Origin of the sequence: Agarivorans albus, from assembly GCF_019670105.1 — a bacterium.
In the GTDB taxonomy this organism is placed as follows: Bacteria; Pseudomonadota; Gammaproteobacteria; order Enterobacterales; family Celerinatantimonadaceae; genus Agarivorans; species Agarivorans albus.
Map to the genome: position 1 here is coordinate 1,171,932 of NZ_AP023032.1, position 14,734 is coordinate 1,186,665.

Below are 14,734 nucleotides of genomic sequence, written 5' to 3' on the forward strand. Positions count from 1 at the left end.
AATGTTTAAAAGAATAATTCCATTTGTCATTCTTATTTTCGTTAGTGCTTGTCAAACTACTCCAGAAGTTACACAAGAGTTTGATCTTGGAGATCCAAGTTCGATTTTGATTTTACCTGTAGTAAATCATAGCGTAGATGTAAATGCTCCACTGTCTGTATACAGCTCATTGCCAGTAATGTTAGCTGAGAAAGGTTATTACATATTTCCTATCAATACAGTTAAAACTATATTGGAGTATGAAGGACTATACGAAGCAGAAGAGATCCATCAGTTACCTAGCAATACTATTGCTGAAATGTTTGATGCTGACAGTGTTTTGTATGTAACCATCAATCAGTGGGATACGACTTACTTGTTGCTTGCTAGCACCACCATTGTTGATATTTCCTATGAAATTAGAGGGCGTCAAGGAGAGGTTCTTTGGCAAGCTGATAAGCATATGGAATATACACCACAAAACTCTTCTACAGGAAACGCTTTAGCTGACTTAATAGGTGCAGTTATTACGGCGAGCATAAATAGAGCCGCGCCTGATTACATGCCTTTAACTCGAACCGCCAATTATCAGGTTTTTTATTCTGACGCAGCTACATACTTACCTAGTGGTCCCTATTTAGTTGATGTAGCAAAGTAGTATATTTACAAGGTGTATAAGCGACTAGTTCGCTATACACCTAATATGAATTTTTAAAAAGTTATTTATATCAATGGTTTAATTTCTTCCTGATATATGCTCTAGCTTTTGTTCCCTACTCAAAGAACATCTATGCAGTATCTATTGTCGACAACCCTATTGTGGGCTTTTTCTTTTAGTTTAATTGGCGTGTATTTAGCTGGCCAAGTAGACGCGTGGTTTTCGGTGTTAATGAGAGTTGCACTGGCAACACTGGTCTTTCTACCGTTTTTGAAACCTAAACAAGTTAGCCGAAGCTTAGCTTTAAAACTAATGTTGGTGGGAGCTATTCAACTAGGTTGCATGTATGGCTTTTATTATCAGTCATTCTTGTTCTTGTCGGTTCCTGAAGTATTGCTGTTTACAGTGATGACTCCCATTTACGTCACCTTGGTGAATGATGCTTTTGAGCGACGTTTTAATTGGCAGTTTTTGTTAAGTGCTTTTATCGCTACTTTAGGCGCAGTGGCGATCCGTTATGAAGGGATAGACCAAGGTTTTGTGACTGGCTTTTTATTGGTGCAAGGGGCCAACTTATGTTTTGCTACCGGGCAAGTTGCTTACAAACGGATCATGGCTAATGAGCCTAAGCACTTAGCCCAGCAAACCGTGTTTGCTTGGTTCTTTGTCGGTGCTTTGGTGGTGGCTGTGATTGCCTATTTGGCGATGGGTAATTCAGAGCGCTTGCCAACTACTGCAACCCAATGGGGAGTATTGGTGTATTTGGGCACAATAGCCTCTGGCTTGGGATATTTTGCTTGGAATAAGGGGGCTACCTTAGTCAACATTGGTGCGTTGGCCGTGGCTAATAACTTGCTTATTCCAGCGGGCATTGCGGTGAACCTATTGATTTGGAATCACGATGCCGACATCATGCGCTTAAGCATTGGTGCCGCTATTATATTAGCTGCTCTGGCGATTAATGAGCGTTGGGCAAAGCGAAGAATGGCTAAGGTCTAAATGCGACTGGCCTGACTCTGCTACAATCACTGTTTAATTCAAGCGCTAAATATTGGAAAACTTGATGAAAGATTTGCAACAAAACAACCCCTTGCATGGCTTAAAGCTGGAAGTGCTGCTCGATGAAATTGTTGAGCATTACGGCTGGGAAACCTTAGCGTTTGCCTTGAATATGAATTGCTTTCGCAATAACCCAAATACTAAGTCTTGCCTTAAGTTTCTGCGCAAAACCGACTGGGCCCGCGAAAAGGTAGAGAGTTTTTATCTCTATCGTTTTAAGCATTTACCGCGTCCAGATGATGTTCAATATGCGCTGCCGCCGCGTGACCGTTTAGTGCCCTTAGATCAAAAGCCGCGCGCACCAGTAGTGATAGATATTACTGCCAAGCCTCAAGTGCAAAACAAGCCTAAGCCAAAAGCGAGACCTAGCCGTCCTGCTAAAGCTCGTAGCGCAAAACCTAAAGCTGAGAAATCTAATCAGATTGATAGTGCAGACCCATGGGCTGATTCGCCTAAATAACCTGATCTCAGGCTAATTAGTTTGCTCTAGTGAGTGGGTGAGGCAGTAAATTCAGGTATAATTTCGCCTCGTTGATTTTGCTGTAATAATACTGCGCTCTCTTATAGGTTTTATCGATAAATATGTCTCAAAAGTCTGTTCAAATTGGATTAGTTAACCCTAAAAGCCCTAGCAATGTGGGGTCGGTAATGCGTGCCGCTGGGTGTTTTGGTGCTACTGCCGTGTATTACACCGGCCAGCGTTATGCTCGTGCAGCCCGCTTTAATACCGATACTAAAAACCAAAGTTTGAACATATCGCTAACCGGCGTTGATGAGCTTGCTGAGCAAGCTGACGATCAGGTAAAACTAGTGTGTATCGAGCTAGCCGAAGGGGCAACACCCTTGCCGGAGTTTGTTCACCCAGAGCAGGCTTTATATGTGTTTGGTCCTGAAGATGGCTCAATTAGCCAAGCGTTAGTCGATAAAGCTGATGAGGTGGTTTATGTTCCCACCAAAGGGTGTTTGAACTTGGCCGCCACCGTGAATGTGGTGCTCTACGATCGCTTAGCAAAATCAGATAAAGCCAGCGGTGGCGAGGCTCTTATTCGTAGCAGCCGCGATGTGAACAACCGCTTAAAGGCTAAGTGATAAAGTCAGGCTTGTTAGTCGATAGCTAACAAGCCCCAACTACTCGCTATTTTTTGTCGGCTCGTTGCGCTTGGCGCAGTTGCAACTTTTGCTCTCGGCGCTGTTGGCTATGCTCTGCCGCTTCCATTCCCACATGTTGCTCACCACGCTGCTTAGCTAAGCGAACTTGTTTTTCACGCTCTCTAAAACACATTTTTTGCTCATCGCTTAGCTTGTCATGGCAGTGCGGGCAGCTAACGCCTTGTTCAAACTTGGCGCTTTGCTTATCACTGGGTGAAATGGGCATTCTGCAACCACTGCATAGTTCGTAGTCACCTGGTTGTAATTGATGATCAACTGTTACGCGTTCATCAAATACAAAGCAGTCACCTTGCCATAAGGAGTTTTCTTCAGGCACTTCTTCTAAGTATTTAAGAATGCCTCCCTCTAAGTGATATACCTCTTCAAAACCCTGCTCTTTTAAGTAAGCGGTGGATTTTTCACAGCGAATGCCACCAGTACAAAACATTGCTACTTTTTTGTGTTTTTCTGGGTCTAGTTCTTCAGCGACATAGTCTGGAAATTCACGAAAGGTATCGGTATGTGGATTAACCGCATGCTTAAAACTACCGAGTTGAATTTCGTAGTCGTTGCGGGTATCAACCACCATCACTTCCGGATCAGCAATTAAGGCGTTCCAGTCTTCAGGCTTAACGTAAGATCCCACCACATGGTTCGGGTCTATGCCCTCCACACCCATGGTTACAATCTCTTTTTTGAGCTTAACTCGAGAGCGGTTAAAGGGCTGCTGCTCACTGTACGAGCGTTTGTCGGTAAGTTGGCTTAATCGACTGTCGCTTTTAAGCCAAGCCAACACCGTGCTTATGCCAGTGTCTGGACCGGCAATGGTGCCATTTATGCCTTCTTCGGCCAGTAATAATGTGCCTCGCACCTGTTGTTGTTTCATTAACGCTAACAAGGGCTCTTGAAGCTCTTTATAATTATCTAGGCGAACAAATTTATAAAGGGCGCAAATAGTTATTTCTTTCATAGACTTAGCTTCCTGCCTTTTGGGGCGTAATCCCAGAGCATGATTTTTAAAGAAGGCCATTGTAATGAAAATGCTAAAAGATGCAGCAATCTTGTGGTGCTTTGTTGAGCTTTTGTTGTGAGCTTTTTCCAGAAAAACAGCTAAAATTGTGTTCTAGCCCGCTAAATCAAGTCTCTACAGCTACTTGCGTTTTTGCTCAGTGGTATGAGATGTCTATAATGAAGTAATTATCTAACATGGAATAGGTTGAGTAGTATGTCTAGTGTTTTAGCCACAGTGGATCAACGTACCAAACTTGTCGGCGAGAACCGTTTAGAACTGTTGATTTTTAAACTCAACTCTATGCAGTTGTTTGCGATAAATGTATTTAAAGTTAAAGAGGTAGTTAAGTTACCTCGCATGAACAAACTACCGGGTTCTCACTCACATATTAGTGGGGTAGTCACCATTCGTGGTCATTCTATTCCGGTTATTGATTTGCGTGCTGCGGTAAAAATGCCACCAGCCAAAGAAGAAGCCAAAGTCGACTGTAATCTGATTATCACTGAGTATAATCGCAGCGTGCAAGGTTTTATGGTGGGCGAAGTAATGCACATTGTGAATACATCTTGGAAAGATATTTTACCTCCACCAAGCTCGGTGGGGCGCAGTAACTACCTCACCGCAATCACCCGTATCGAGCATGAAGAAGCCAGCCGAATTGTAGAAATTATTGACGTAGAGAAAGTGCTCGCAGAAATTGTTAGTTACAACATCGCAATTTCAGACGAAGCCTTAGATGAAGAGGTTTCACATCTTCTAAATGGAAAACGAGTATTGGTCGTTGACGACTCTTCTACCGCGCGCGGTCAAGTAAAAGCCACTCTAGGCCAGCTCGGCATGGAGATTATAGAAGCTGAGAATGGGCTACAGGCCTTGAACATGCTAAAAGCTTGGGCCGATGAAGGTAAATCAGTTTACGATGAAATCTTACTAATGATTACCGATGCCGAAATGCCAGAGATGGATGGTTATCGCTTAACCGCAGAAGTACGTGGTGATGAGCGCATGAGCGAACTGTTTATAGCCTTAAACACCTCGCTTAGTGGCAGCTTTAACGACGCCATGGTGGAAAAGGTGGGCTGTAATCGCTTTATCTCTAAGTTCCAGCCAGATTTATTAGTAGACGTAGTGCAGCAGCGAATGCGCGAATCGTTAAAATAACAGCCAATAAAAAACCAGCCATTAGGCTGGTTTTTTATTTTCTAGCATTCTTTATTTAAAGAACAGTTGGCTAAATGGATTGAGTAGCGATGCTAAGCCTGAGGTGAAATGCAAAGGTGCATCCAACAAGGTTAAGCATAAGCAATCTTGGTTAGCGGCCGTTCGCGGCGTATGTTTGTTTTGCGCATCTTGAATGATAAAGTCACCCGGTACGTAGGTTCCGGCGTCATCAATAAAGGTGCCTGCCAGTACCAAGGTTATTTCTTGCCCTTGGTGAGTATGCTCTGGCAGTGCGCTGTCTTGATCCATGTAAATGAAGTTCATTTTACTGTCACTTACTGCATCCACTCGAGCACGTTGGATTTTACCCGGTAAACGACCCCAAGGACCAATATGTTGCGGGTGAGCTTGTAAGGCTCGGGGAAGTGGAAAGCGCTTATTGCCGAGGGTGATTTCTTGCTGCAGTGCTGGCTGTGGGCTTTCAATCACGCTGTCGGGACTTTGCTGCATAATCATCGCTAACATCGAATCGAGTTCGCTGTTCATGGCTTCGGGCTGGGCTTGCTCAAGTTGAGTGGCCATCTTTTGCTCAGCAGCCTCTACGCGGCGGCGGCATTCTGGGCAGTATTCTAAGTGAGCACTAACCATAATGCTCATGGCTGGGTCCAGTTGACCGGCGGCGTAAAGTTCAAGGCTTTCATCAGCCGGATGAAATTGAATGTTAGTCATCCAATGCCTCCTTCATTTTTTTCAGCGCTAATCTTAGGCGACTTTTTACAGTGCCAAGCGGTAGGTTTAATATTTCAGACACTTGCTGTTGTGATTCACCGTGTAAGTAAACCCGCCTTACGATATCTGCTTGTTCTTCTGGCAACTTAGCAATTAAGTGTTTTAGCTCGTTGGTTACCAACTCTTGGTCTTCGGTCGACACTTTATCAGCGTCTTCTTCTTCGCTAAGAATCGGCCATAAGTCATCGCCCTGTACCCAGCTCTGTTGATGCTTGCCTTTTCGCATCAAATCAAACTTAACGTTTCTTGATACCGAAAATATCCAAGTCATTGCATTACCTTTGGACGAATCGTAAAGACCAGCTTTAAGCCAAAGTTTAAGCATGGTTTCTTGCACCATTTCTAGGGCAAGAGATTCATCGACAAATTGCTTCCGGGCCAAATTCAATAAACGTGGTGCTACTTGGCGGAACAATAAGTCATAACTTTTACGACATTGCTCACTGGCAATGTTTGCCAATAACAAAGCGATATCATCGTCGTTATTGGGCTGAGCTACTTGACTAGCCATAGGTGATTTGGGTCCACCGATTTTTGATACTGAACTGTGTATTTCCATATTGCCAAAATCGTTTACGGATTGATAACAAGTTAACGAGCAAGGTGTGTAAAACGATCACTTTGTCGCAAAATAAATCCTAAATAACGAATACACAAAGAAGCAGAAGGTGATTTAAGCAAGCGCTGTTTGGTGCAAATGGGCAGTGGTAGCAGCTCTAACCAACGCCAGCAAAGGTTTTTTACTTGCTCGCTTTGCACGCTTTGCACGCTTTGTTCTAAGTTGGCGGTTTGCAATTCTGGGTACTGTAAGTTGATGTTAGCCAAAGCGCTTTGCAGTGCTGCAGTGTTCTTTTGTATGGAAGTGTTGGGCCAAAGCTCAATTTTATCGGCGCAAAGAGTAGGCGATACCCAAGTAGAAGAAAACCCCGGTTTGCCCGACGTTACTTTGCCCCAATGCAGAACTTTAAATTCCACTTCAATTTGTGCTTTGCTTAACCAATCAATATGGCTGACTTGGGCAAAACTCACTAAGTCGTTAGCTTGTACCGCACTGTTTCCATCGCTGTCTTGAAAGGCGAGCCACACCCCACCGGCTTTTTCAGCAGCACGCAAACTGGCGATAAAAACCACGCCTTGCCCCTTCATCCGTGCAAAGCGCTGCGGCATAAAGTGCTCACGAGATATCATTAATGGAAAACAACAACTACTGCTCAAGTAAATATTCCTAGAAATGGATGGTTTGTCTTATATAACGCTAAAAGTTGCCAAAAGGATGAATGATCTTTCTTAATTTATCTGACGTACTATGATTAACGACAATAGAAACAAATGCTTAGATTTGTTTGGTAAAGGAAAATTGAATGAGTATCACGGCATCTGCACCGCATATTGTTAAGCAACTAGAGCAGTTTTACAGTGAGCTAGGTATGGCGCAGGTTGAGCGCCTTTCTGATATTTATGCCGACGATATCGAGTTTATCGACCCTCTGCATCATCTTCATGGCTTACAAGATTTACGAAGCTATTTTGAACATCTTTTACAAAATACCAGCCAATGCCATTTTGAGTTTCACTCTCGGCTAATTGCAGAAGGTGAATTTAGCCTTACTTGGCAAATGCAGTTTGCTCATCCCAAATTAGGTAACGGACGTATTTTGTCGCTAGATGGCATAAGCCACCTTAAGTTTAACGACAAAATTTATTACCACCGTGATTACTATGACGTAAGCGCGATGCTGCATGACCATATTCCGGTAATTGGTTGGCTATCCAAAAAGCTTAAAAATGGGCTAGCACAATGAATATTCTAATCACTGGTGCAAGTTCCGGCATTGGCAAGCAGTTGGCGCTTGATTACCAAAAGCTAGGCCATTCGGTGTGGGGGCAGGGGCGTAACCAACAGCGTTTGCAAGAGCTAGCCGAACAAGGCATAACGCCGCTGCAAGTAGAACTTGGCGAGCTAGAACAGGTGCGCAGTAGCTTTGCCGATTTGCCAGCAATGGACCTCATTGTGTTGTGTGCCGGCAATTGTGAATACTTAGACCCTCAACGTTTCGACGCCAAACTGTTTGAGCGAGTGTGGCAAAGCAATGTGCTTACCATCGCTAACTGCTTAGATGCCCTGTGGGGTGACCTAAAGCCGGGCTCTCAACTGGCGTTAGTTGGTAGCCTTGCTCATTTATTGCCCTTTAGCCAAGCTGGCGCTTATGGCAGTAGCAAAGCCGCGGTGCATTATTTAACCCAAGCCCTAGGAACTGATTTGGGTGACAAACAGGTGAGCGTTCATTGTATTCAACCAGGATTTGTTAAAACCCCGCTTACCGACAAAAACAACTTTGCTATGCCCAGTATTATTAGCCCCGAGCAAGCTAGTCAAGCAATCATCAAAGGCCTCAATAAAGGTAAAACTGTGATTAACTTCCCTAGCTTATTCAGCGGCTTTCTACACATACTCAATTGCTTGCCATATCGCTGGCAGCAAAATATCTGTCGCCGTTTAGCTCACAAGGAAGGAGCATAGATAGAATGAAAATCGCCATTATAGGTGCCGGCATCTCCGGCATGACCTGTGCGCACTTATTAAAAGAGCAGCATGACGTAACGCTATTAGAACAAAATGACTACTTAGGTGGCCACACCGCCACTAACCAAGTCACTATAGAGGGCAAAGAGCATGCAGTAGACACCGGCTTTATTGTGTTTAATGACCGCACCTATCCTCTGTTTAACAAGTTATTAGCCAAGTTGGGCATTCAAGCTCAAGAAACCGAAATGAGCTTTAGTGTAGTAAATCCCGAGCTCAACTTGCAGTATAACGGCCACGATTTAAATACACTGTTTGCCCAACGCAGCAATTTACTCAAACCCAGCTTTTACAAGTTTATCAATGAAATACTGCGGTTTAATAAGTTAGCTAAAGCAGCGATAGACATAGATACCGCGGTAAGTCTCGGCCAGTTTTTAGAGCAGCATCGCTTCTCGCGCATGTTTCAAGAGAACTACTTATTGCCAATGGGCGCGGCCATTTGGTCCTCTTCGTTAAACGGCATTATGCAGTTTCCGATGCAGTTTTTTGCTCGCTTTTTTGTTAATCACGGTTTGTTAGACGTAGCCAACCGGCCGCAATGGTATGTCATCCCTGGGGGCTCAAAACAATACATTAAGCCGCTGTTGGCGGGCTTAGATGAGCAGATCCGTTTGAATAGTCAAGTGAGTAGCATTCACCGAGATGATACTGGCGTTAAGATTACAACCAGCGATGGTTGGCAATGGCAGGGTGATGCGGTAATTTTTGCTTGTCATAGTGACCAAGCTTTGTCGGCATTAGGCGCTCAGGCCAGTGATGATGAACGTTCGGTACTAGGCAAACTCAAGTATCAAAATAACGAAGTAATTCTGCATACCGACGAGCGCTTATTGCCAAGCATTCATCGTGCGCGAGCCAGTTGGAATTACCTATTACCGCCTAGTGGTGATAGAGGCGACCGCCTAGCCAGTGTTACCTACGACATGAACCGTTTGCAGGGCCTAAGCGATGCGCCGCAGTTTTGCGTTACCCTAAATCCCCTAGAGCCGATAGCCGAAGATAAAGTAATTAAGCGCTTTAATTACATGCATCCGGTGTTTTCCATAGATGGCCACCAAGCTCAACAACAACGCGACAATATTTGCGGGCACAACAACAGCTATTTTTGTGGCGCTTATTGGCACAACGGTTTTCACGAAGATGGCGTACGCTCGGCTGTGGAGGTGTGTCGTAAGTTTGGAGTGGACCTATGAGCATAGAGCACTCGGCTATCGCCTTCGGCGATACCTTTCATCAACGCTTTGTGCCGCGCAAACACGGCTTTAATTATCGGCTGTATTACGCCTGGATTGATTTGGCCGAAGAACAAACCGTGCAGCAAACGCTGCAAAGCTTTGGGCGTTTTTTACCTTGGTTTCGCTTAAAAGCGGGCGACTATTTAGGCAGCGAACAAGGCACTATCGGTGATAAAGCCTTGCGCGCTCAGCAGCGTTTTCAGCCCGACTATCAAGCCAAGCAAGTGGTCTTGCTTGGTCAACTGCGCTGCTTGGGTTGGTACTTTAGCCCGGTTAACTTTGTGCTTTATGGCGACGGCGATAAGTTTGATTACATGCTGGCCGAAGTCACCAATACTCCTTGGAAAGAAAAGCACCAATATTGGCTGGATTTAAACGAGTTAAAAGATCACGATAAAACCTTTCACGTTTCCCCTTTTAATCCCATGGACATGCGTTATCACTGGCAAGTAAAGCTAGTGCAACAGCAGGTGAATATTGTGATTAATTGCTGGCGCGAGCAGAAAGAATTTAGTGCTGGCATAAATTTAATTAAGCAGCCGTTAAACTCTTCTAGCCTTCGCCGCGTAATAAGTTCATACCCTTTAATGACTCTCAAGGTTGTTACAGGAATTTACTGGCAAGCATTGAAGCTATGGATGAAAAAAGTGCCTTTCTATGGTCATCCAGCCAGTGCTAAAAAATAATTAAAATTGCCCTAAGGAAAAACTATGGCTACTGCAAAATCGCTTTCTTCTGCTTCAGTTTCCAGTGGTTTAGATTGGACCCGCCACCTTGTATTAAAAACCTTTGACGGTTTAAAAGGCGGCGCCATTTTAATGAGTCAAGCAGGTTACGAGTCGGTTCATTTAGGTGAAGCAGACCACCCCGAAACCGTTGAAGTTCATATCCTCGATTCTCAAGTTTTTTCTCGTATTTTAAAAGGCGGTAGCATTGCCGCTGGCGAAACCTACATGGAAGGGTTGTGGCGCTGTTCTAATCTGCACCGCTTACTGCAGCTTTTGGCCGACAACCAAGATCACCTCGATAGCTTAGACAGAAAACTGCACTGGTTTACCGATGCGTGGTTTAAAGTGCAGCACTTCTTTCGCCGCAACAATAAACGCCAAGCGAAAAAGAACATTCTGGCTCACTACGATCTTGGCAACGATTTCTATCAATCGTTTCTTGACCCGCAAATGCAGTATTCTTCAGCCATTTTTGGCGGCCAAGATATTACCTTAGCCGAGGCGCAAGACAACAAACTCAAGCGCATATGCGAGCAGCTAAAGCTTGAGTCGAGTGACCATCTTTTGGAAATTGGCACCGGTTGGGGTGGGTTGGCAATGTACGCGGCTAGCCACTACGGTTGCAAGGTAACCACCACCACCATTTCCGACAAACAGCACGCCTATGTGGTGGAGAAGGTGGCGGAGCGTAAGCTCAGTCATTTAGTGACTGTGCTAAATAAAGATTACCGCGATTTAGAAGGCCAGTACGACAAACTGGTCTCTATTGAAATGATTGAAGCGGTGGGCGAGAAATTTTTACCGGGTTTTGCCGAGCTATGTGCCAACAGGTTAAAGGCCGGTGGTTTAATGCTTATTCAAGCCATTACCATTGATGACCGCCGCTTTTCGGCCTATCGCAAAAGTGTCGACTTTATTCAGCAGTATGTATTTCCTGGTGGCTTCTTACCTTCGCCATCGCTACTCAAACAGCTCTTTTCCAAGCAAGGCTTACGATCTCTACAACGACTAGAGATAGGTATCGACTACGCCGAAACCCTACAGCACTGGCATCAGCGGGTGCAACAGCAGCACAACAATAATCAACGCTTTGGCTTCGACGAGCAGTTCTACCGTCTATGGCATTTCTACTTCGCATACTGCGAAGCAGGTTTTAGAAGCCATAACATTGGCACCGAGCAACTTACTTTGGTTAAGGCCTAAGCTCATGCAATGGCCGGTATTGCTGCTATTTAAGCTTAACTGGTTAGCGGCCTTCTTTTGGGGGCAGCAAGCGGTGATGTTTATGGCGCTGGGGTTAGTCGGCTTAGTGGCTTTGCAAGTTCGCCGTTACCAATGGGCTGTGCTTATTCCCTGTGCAATGCTCAGCGTGGTTGGGGTTATTTTAGATTTCAGTTTGGTAAAAATGGGAGTGCTGAGCTTTAGCTCGCCAAATTTACCGCTGTTTATGATGTTGCTTTGGGCAAGCTTTGCCTTGTTATTGCCAAGCCTAGCCAGTTTCCCCAAACCCTTCATGCCCTTATTTGTGGCGGTAATGGGCCCGGTGTCTTACTACCTAGCCAGTTTAGCGCAGGTATTTGCGATACAGCCCGATGCAATATTAGGTCTGCTTATCCTATTCCCCTTGTGGGCGGGCTTTGCTTACTTAGCTAATTCGCTATTGGAGAAACGCTATGTTTAAAGCCATGGCATTAGCCAGTATTTTATTGGCGTTTTCTAGCCAAGCAGAAACACAAATGCAGCTGGTGGGTAACGCTAAGTTGCAAGTATTGTTTTGGCCCATTTACACGGTTAGCTTGCACAGCCCAGATGGGCGTTACCAGCAAAACCGTTACCCAATGGAACTCACCATTGATTACCTACGCAAAATAAAACGCGATAAATTGCTAGAAGCAACCGAGGACGAATGGCAGCGCTTAGGTGTATGCGAGCAAGCACCTTGTGAACAATGGTTAGCAGAGCTTTCGCAACTTTGGCCAGACTTAAAAAAAGGCGACCAACTAAAGCTGGTCGCCGAGTCAGCTAATCAAGGTCAGTTTTACTTAAATGGTAAGCTGCTGGGCTCCTTGGAAGATAAGTTATTTAGCCAGCATTTCTTGGGTATTTGGCTATCAGAAGACAGCCGATTCCCTAAACAGCAACGTAAACTGATTGGCGCTAACTAAGTCTAACTAGCTTTTTCCAGGCATTTGCTTATCTGAAGACAGCCGCTTCCTTAAGCTGCAAAGAAAGTTGGTGGGCGCTAACTAGCGCTGTTGGTACACTCGTTAATTACTTGTAGTAAGGTTTCCACAGGCTGCGCGCCAGACAATAAGTAACGATTATTAAAGATTAAAGCTGGCACCGCTCTAATGTTCTGATTTTGCCACTGCTGCTGGCTGTCTCTTACCGCTTCAACATACATTTCATCTACCAACACTCGCTCGGCTAAATCTCGGCCTAGGCCAATGCTTTCAACTACATCTAATAAGGTATTGCGGTCGGAAGGATCTTTAGCTTGGCTAAAGTAAGCATCAAACAGTGCCAGTTTTAATTCGGTTTGTTTGCCGTAAGGTTGTGCCCAATGCAGCAGTTGATGTGCTTCAAAAGTGTTGTAGATACGAGAGTCAGGGCTGAACTTAAAGTTAAAACCAAGTTCATCACCAAAGTTTTTTAGTTGCTCTCTAACCGCTTCACTTTGCTCAAGGGTGCTACCGTATTTCTCTTGAATATGCTCACGTAAGTTTTGCCCCTCGCTTGGCATGTTCGGGTTTAGCTCAAAGGGGTGCCATTCAATATGTGGTCGAATACTCTCGTCAACTTGTGACAGTGCTTGTTGCAAGCGTAAGTAACCCACTATGCACCAAGGGCATACCACATCCGACACAATATCGATGCGCAAAGAAATACCAGCAGACATAAGCAACCTTTTCATTAAACAAGTTTAGAGTATGCGGAGTTGCCGAGAAATTGGCAACTATCGCGCTAAATTGGGCGCTAAGCTTATTTGCTGCCAGTGCAACATTAATTTGTTGTTTTTGATCTAAATAGATAACTGAGCAGTTGCTATTATGCTGGTAGCAAATGACTAGGAACCTCACTCATGACCACATCATTGTTTGATACAATAAAGCTTGGTACCCACACCCTAAATAATCGCATTGTTATGCCACCTATGACTCGCTCTCGTGCTACTCAGCCGGGCGATGTGGCAAATCAAATGATGGCCAGCTATTACGCACAACGGGCCAGTGCTGGTTTAATCGTATCCGAAGGCACTCAAATCTCGCCAATGGGTAAAGGCTACGCTTGGACACCGGGCATTTATAGCGAGCAACAAATTGCTGGCTGGAAAAAAGTCACCGATGCTGTTCACGCCAAAGGCGGGACTATGTTCGCCCAGCTTTGGCACGTAGGGCGAGTGACTCACCCAGACAATATTAACGGTGAACAGCCAATTTCATCTTCTGCCATTAAAGCCGAAAATGTAAAAGTGTTTATTGATAACGGCAGCGACGAACCAGGTTTTGTAGACGTAGTCACCCCGCGTGAAATGACTCAACAAGACATTGATGAAGTTATTCAGCAGTTCAGCCAAGCTGCGCTAAACGCCATTGCCGCAGGCTTTGATGGCATCGAGCTTCACGCCGCCAACGGTTACCTGATTAACCAGTTTATCGATTCAGAATCGAATCAACGCAGCGATAAATACGGCGGTAGCTTAACCAACCGTCTGCGCTTTTTAGATGAAGTAGTTGCTGCCATGGTAGACGCCATTGGCGCCGAGCGAGTAGGTGTGCGCTTAGCACCGCTCACGACTTTAAATGGTACTGTAGACGCCAAGCCAGAAGAAACCTACACCGCCGCTGCTGCGCTGCTAAATAAACACAACATTGTGTATCTACACATTGCTGAAGTAGATTGGGACGACGCGCCAGAAACGCCAAAAGCCTTTAAACAAGCGCTGCGTGATGCCTTTAAAGGTGTACTTATTTACGCTGGCCGTTACAAAGCCGACAGCGCCCAACAAGCTATTGATGAAGGCCTAGCCGACATGATTGGTTTTGGCCGCCCCTTTGTAGCAAACCCCGATTTACCCGCACGATTACAACACGGTTACCCGCTGGCCGAACACGATCCAAACAGCCTGTTTGGCGGTGGCGAAAAAGGCCTAACGGATTACCCAAGTTATAAGGCCTAGTTGCTAGGGTTTTGGTATAGGAGCCAGTGAGTGAATAGACGCGCTCGCTGGCTTTTTTATTGTCTTTTGAAGAGGAGGAACTTAAACCTGTCCTATTAGCGCACCTACGTCTAATGTTCTCGTCACCAGTGTTTTGCTCCCCCCGAACTGTCCCACATAGTCACTTCATAAAAGTGAGCTAACTCAATTAAAGACTA

The 14,734-nt window shown here is 45.0% G+C and carries 18 protein-coding genes; 13 read left to right on the forward strand and 5 right to left on the reverse strand.

All coding sequences use genetic code 11. The features are described 5' to 3' along the window. Nucleotide 1: 1 nt before the first annotated feature. The 4 genes from K5620_RS05400 to K5620_RS05415 all read left to right on the forward strand — a co-directional run bounded on the left by K5620_RS05400 (nt 2) and on the right by K5620_RS05415 (nt 2,785). Entirely contained in the window at nt 2-637 is a 636-nt protein-coding gene (locus K5620_RS05400) for a GNA1162 family protein (protein ID WP_016400934.1), read from the forward strand. 132 nt (nt 638-769) lie between these two features. Further along, nucleotides 770-1,636 (forward strand): carboxylate/amino acid/amine transporter, encoded by an 867-nt coding sequence (locus K5620_RS05405; RefSeq protein WP_016400935.1) that lies wholly within the window; start codon nt 770-772, stop codon nt 1,634-1,636. A gap of 64 nt (nt 1,637-1,700) precedes the next feature. Then, on the forward strand, nt 1,701-2,156 hold the full coding sequence (locus K5620_RS05410) for a VF530 family protein (RefSeq protein WP_016400936.1): 456 nt from the start codon (nt 1,701-1,703) through the stop codon (nt 2,154-2,156). A gap of 122 nt (nt 2,157-2,278) precedes the next feature. After that, nucleotides 2,279-2,785 (forward strand): RNA methyltransferase, encoded by a 507-nt coding sequence (locus tag K5620_RS05415; protein ID WP_016400937.1) that lies wholly within the window; start codon nt 2,279-2,281, stop codon nt 2,783-2,785. Between the two features lie 46 nt (nt 2,786-2,831). Here K5620_RS05415 and trhO read toward each other — a convergent pair whose 3' ends face one another. Continuing rightward, nucleotides 2,832-3,815 (reverse strand): oxygen-dependent tRNA uridine(34) hydroxylase TrhO, encoded by a 984-nt coding sequence (trhO, locus tag K5620_RS05420; protein ID WP_016400938.1) that lies wholly within the window; start codon nt 3,813-3,815, stop codon nt 2,832-2,834. Nucleotides 3,816-4,070: 255 nt separating this feature from the next. Between trhO and K5620_RS05425 the strand changes: the two genes are divergently transcribed. Continuing rightward, nucleotides 4,071-5,018 carry a chemotaxis protein CheV gene (locus K5620_RS05425; protein WP_016400940.1) on the forward strand — a complete coding sequence of 316 codons (948 nt, stop codon included), beginning with the start codon at nt 4,071-4,073 and terminating at the stop codon, nt 5,016-5,018. A 51-nt stretch (nt 5,019-5,069) separates the two neighbouring features. On the opposite strand, the gene K5620_RS05430 is transcribed toward K5620_RS05425, so the two are convergent. The 3 genes from K5620_RS05430 to K5620_RS05440 all read right to left on the reverse strand — a co-directional run bounded on the left by K5620_RS05430 (nt 5,070) and on the right by K5620_RS05440 (nt 7,022). Continuing rightward, the gene (locus tag K5620_RS05430) at nt 5,070-5,747 is read right to left on the reverse strand and encodes a ChrR family anti-sigma-E factor (RefSeq protein ID WP_016400941.1); all 678 of its coding nucleotides are present in this window, start codon (nt 5,745-5,747) and stop codon (nt 5,070-5,072) included. After that, a complete protein-coding gene (locus K5620_RS05435; RefSeq protein ID WP_016400942.1) occupies nt 5,740-6,318 on the reverse strand; it encodes a sigma-70 family RNA polymerase sigma factor in 579 nt (192 codons plus the stop codon). The genes K5620_RS05430 and K5620_RS05435 overlap by 8 nt, the downstream gene beginning before the upstream one ends. A gap of 80 nt (nt 6,319-6,398) precedes the next feature. Next, the gene (locus K5620_RS05440) at nt 6,399-7,022 is read right to left on the reverse strand and encodes a hypothetical protein (protein WP_215426362.1); all 624 of its coding nucleotides are present in this window, start codon (nt 7,020-7,022) and stop codon (nt 6,399-6,401) included. 146 nt (nt 7,023-7,168) lie between these two features. On the opposite strand from K5620_RS05440, the gene K5620_RS05445 reads away from it, so the two are divergent. From K5620_RS05445 to K5620_RS05475, 7 genes are read left to right on the forward strand one after another with little or no spacing between them, the layout of a single operon-like run. Then, on the forward strand, nt 7,169-7,609 hold the full coding sequence (locus K5620_RS05445) for a nuclear transport factor 2 family protein (protein ID WP_016400944.1): 441 nt from the start codon (nt 7,169-7,171) through the stop codon (nt 7,607-7,609). Further along, complete coding sequence (locus K5620_RS05450) at nt 7,606-8,328, forward strand: SDR family NAD(P)-dependent oxidoreductase (protein ID WP_221077453.1); 723 nt, start codon at nt 7,606-7,608, stop codon at nt 8,326-8,328. The genes K5620_RS05445 and K5620_RS05450 overlap by 4 nt, the downstream gene beginning before the upstream one ends. 5 nt (nt 8,329-8,333) lie before the next feature. Next, nucleotides 8,334-9,587 carry an NAD(P)/FAD-dependent oxidoreductase gene (locus K5620_RS05455; RefSeq protein ID WP_016400947.1) on the forward strand — a complete coding sequence of 418 codons (1,254 nt, stop codon included), beginning with the start codon at nt 8,334-8,336 and terminating at the stop codon, nt 9,585-9,587. Continuing rightward, entirely contained in the window at nt 9,584-10,315 is a 732-nt protein-coding gene (locus tag K5620_RS05460) for a DUF1365 domain-containing protein (protein WP_016400948.1), read from the forward strand. The genes K5620_RS05455 and K5620_RS05460 overlap by 4 nt, the downstream gene beginning before the upstream one ends. A 24-nt stretch (nt 10,316-10,339) precedes the next feature. After that, nucleotides 10,340-11,560, forward strand: a complete 1,221-nt coding sequence (locus K5620_RS05465) for an SAM-dependent methyltransferase (RefSeq protein ID WP_016400949.1) — start codon at nt 10,340-10,342, stop codon at nt 11,558-11,560. Nucleotides 11,561-11,564: 4 nt separating this feature from the next. Next, entirely contained in the window at nt 11,565-12,038 is a 474-nt protein-coding gene (locus tag K5620_RS05470; protein WP_016400950.1) for a DUF2878 family protein, read from the forward strand. After that, nucleotides 12,031-12,522, forward strand: a complete 492-nt coding sequence (locus K5620_RS05475; RefSeq protein ID WP_016400951.1) for a chalcone isomerase family protein — start codon at nt 12,031-12,033, stop codon at nt 12,520-12,522. The genes K5620_RS05470 and K5620_RS05475 overlap by 8 nt, the downstream gene beginning before the upstream one ends. Before the next feature lie 77 nt (nt 12,523-12,599). On the opposite strand, the gene K5620_RS05480 is transcribed toward K5620_RS05475, so the two are convergent. Next, a complete protein-coding gene (locus K5620_RS05480) occupies nt 12,600-13,256 on the reverse strand; it encodes a DsbA family oxidoreductase (protein WP_016400952.1) in 657 nt (218 codons plus the stop codon). A 183-nt stretch (nt 13,257-13,439) separates the two neighbouring features. On the opposite strand from K5620_RS05480, the gene K5620_RS05485 reads away from it, so the two are divergent. Continuing rightward, nucleotides 13,440-14,537 carry an alkene reductase gene (locus K5620_RS05485; protein WP_016400953.1) on the forward strand — a complete coding sequence of 366 codons (1,098 nt, stop codon included), beginning with the start codon at nt 13,440-13,442 and terminating at the stop codon, nt 14,535-14,537. The last annotated feature ends 197 nt before the right edge of the window (nt 14,538-14,734 follow it).

Bases quoted from the DNA above. Each gene is read 5' to 3' on its own strand.
- K5620_RS05415 (WP_016400937.1), top strand. From the start codon at position 2,279: ATGTCTCAAAAGTCTGTTCAAATTGGATTAGTTAACCCTAAAAGCCCT.
- K5620_RS05410 (WP_016400936.1), top strand. From the start codon at position 1,701: ATGAAAGATTTGCAACAAAACAACCCCTTGCATGGCTTAAAGCTGGAA.
- K5620_RS05445 (WP_016400944.1), top strand. From the start codon at position 7,169: ATGAGTATCACGGCATCTGCACCGCATATTGTTAAGCAACTAGAGCAG.
- K5620_RS05425 (WP_016400940.1), top strand. From the start codon at position 4,071: ATGTCTAGTGTTTTAGCCACAGTGGATCAACGTACCAAACTTGTCGGC.
- K5620_RS05430 (WP_016400941.1), bottom strand. From the start codon at position 5,747: ATGACTAACATTCAATTTCATCCGGCTGATGAAAGCCTTGAACTTTAC.
- K5620_RS05450 (WP_221077453.1), top strand. From the start codon at position 7,606: ATGAATATTCTAATCACTGGTGCAAGTTCCGGCATTGGCAAGCAGTTG.
- K5620_RS05485 (WP_016400953.1), top strand. From the start codon at position 13,440: ATGACCACATCATTGTTTGATACAATAAAGCTTGGTACCCACACCCTA.
- K5620_RS05475 (WP_016400951.1), top strand. From the start codon at position 12,031: ATGTTTAAAGCCATGGCATTAGCCAGTATTTTATTGGCGTTTTCTAGC.
- K5620_RS05400 (WP_016400934.1), top strand. From the start codon at position 2: ATGTTTAAAAGAATAATTCCATTTGTCATTCTTATTTTCGTTAGTGCT.
- K5620_RS05465 (WP_016400949.1), top strand. From the start codon at position 10,340: ATGGCTACTGCAAAATCGCTTTCTTCTGCTTCAGTTTCCAGTGGTTTA.
- K5620_RS05405 (WP_016400935.1), top strand. From the start codon at position 770: ATGCAGTATCTATTGTCGACAACCCTATTGTGGGCTTTTTCTTTTAGT.
- K5620_RS05455 (WP_016400947.1), top strand. From the start codon at position 8,334: ATGAAAATCGCCATTATAGGTGCCGGCATCTCCGGCATGACCTGTGCG.
- K5620_RS05480 (WP_016400952.1), bottom strand. From the start codon at position 13,256: ATGTCTGCTGGTATTTCTTTGCGCATCGATATTGTGTCGGATGTGGTA.
- K5620_RS05460 (WP_016400948.1), top strand. From the start codon at position 9,584: ATGAGCATAGAGCACTCGGCTATCGCCTTCGGCGATACCTTTCATCAA.
- trhO (WP_016400938.1), bottom strand. From the start codon at position 3,815: ATGAAAGAAATAACTATTTGCGCCCTTTATAAATTTGTTCGCCTAGAT.
- K5620_RS05435 (WP_016400942.1), bottom strand. From the start codon at position 6,318: ATGGCTAGTCAAGTAGCTCAGCCCAATAACGACGATGATATCGCTTTG.
- K5620_RS05470 (WP_016400950.1), top strand. From the start codon at position 11,565: ATGCAATGGCCGGTATTGCTGCTATTTAAGCTTAACTGGTTAGCGGCC.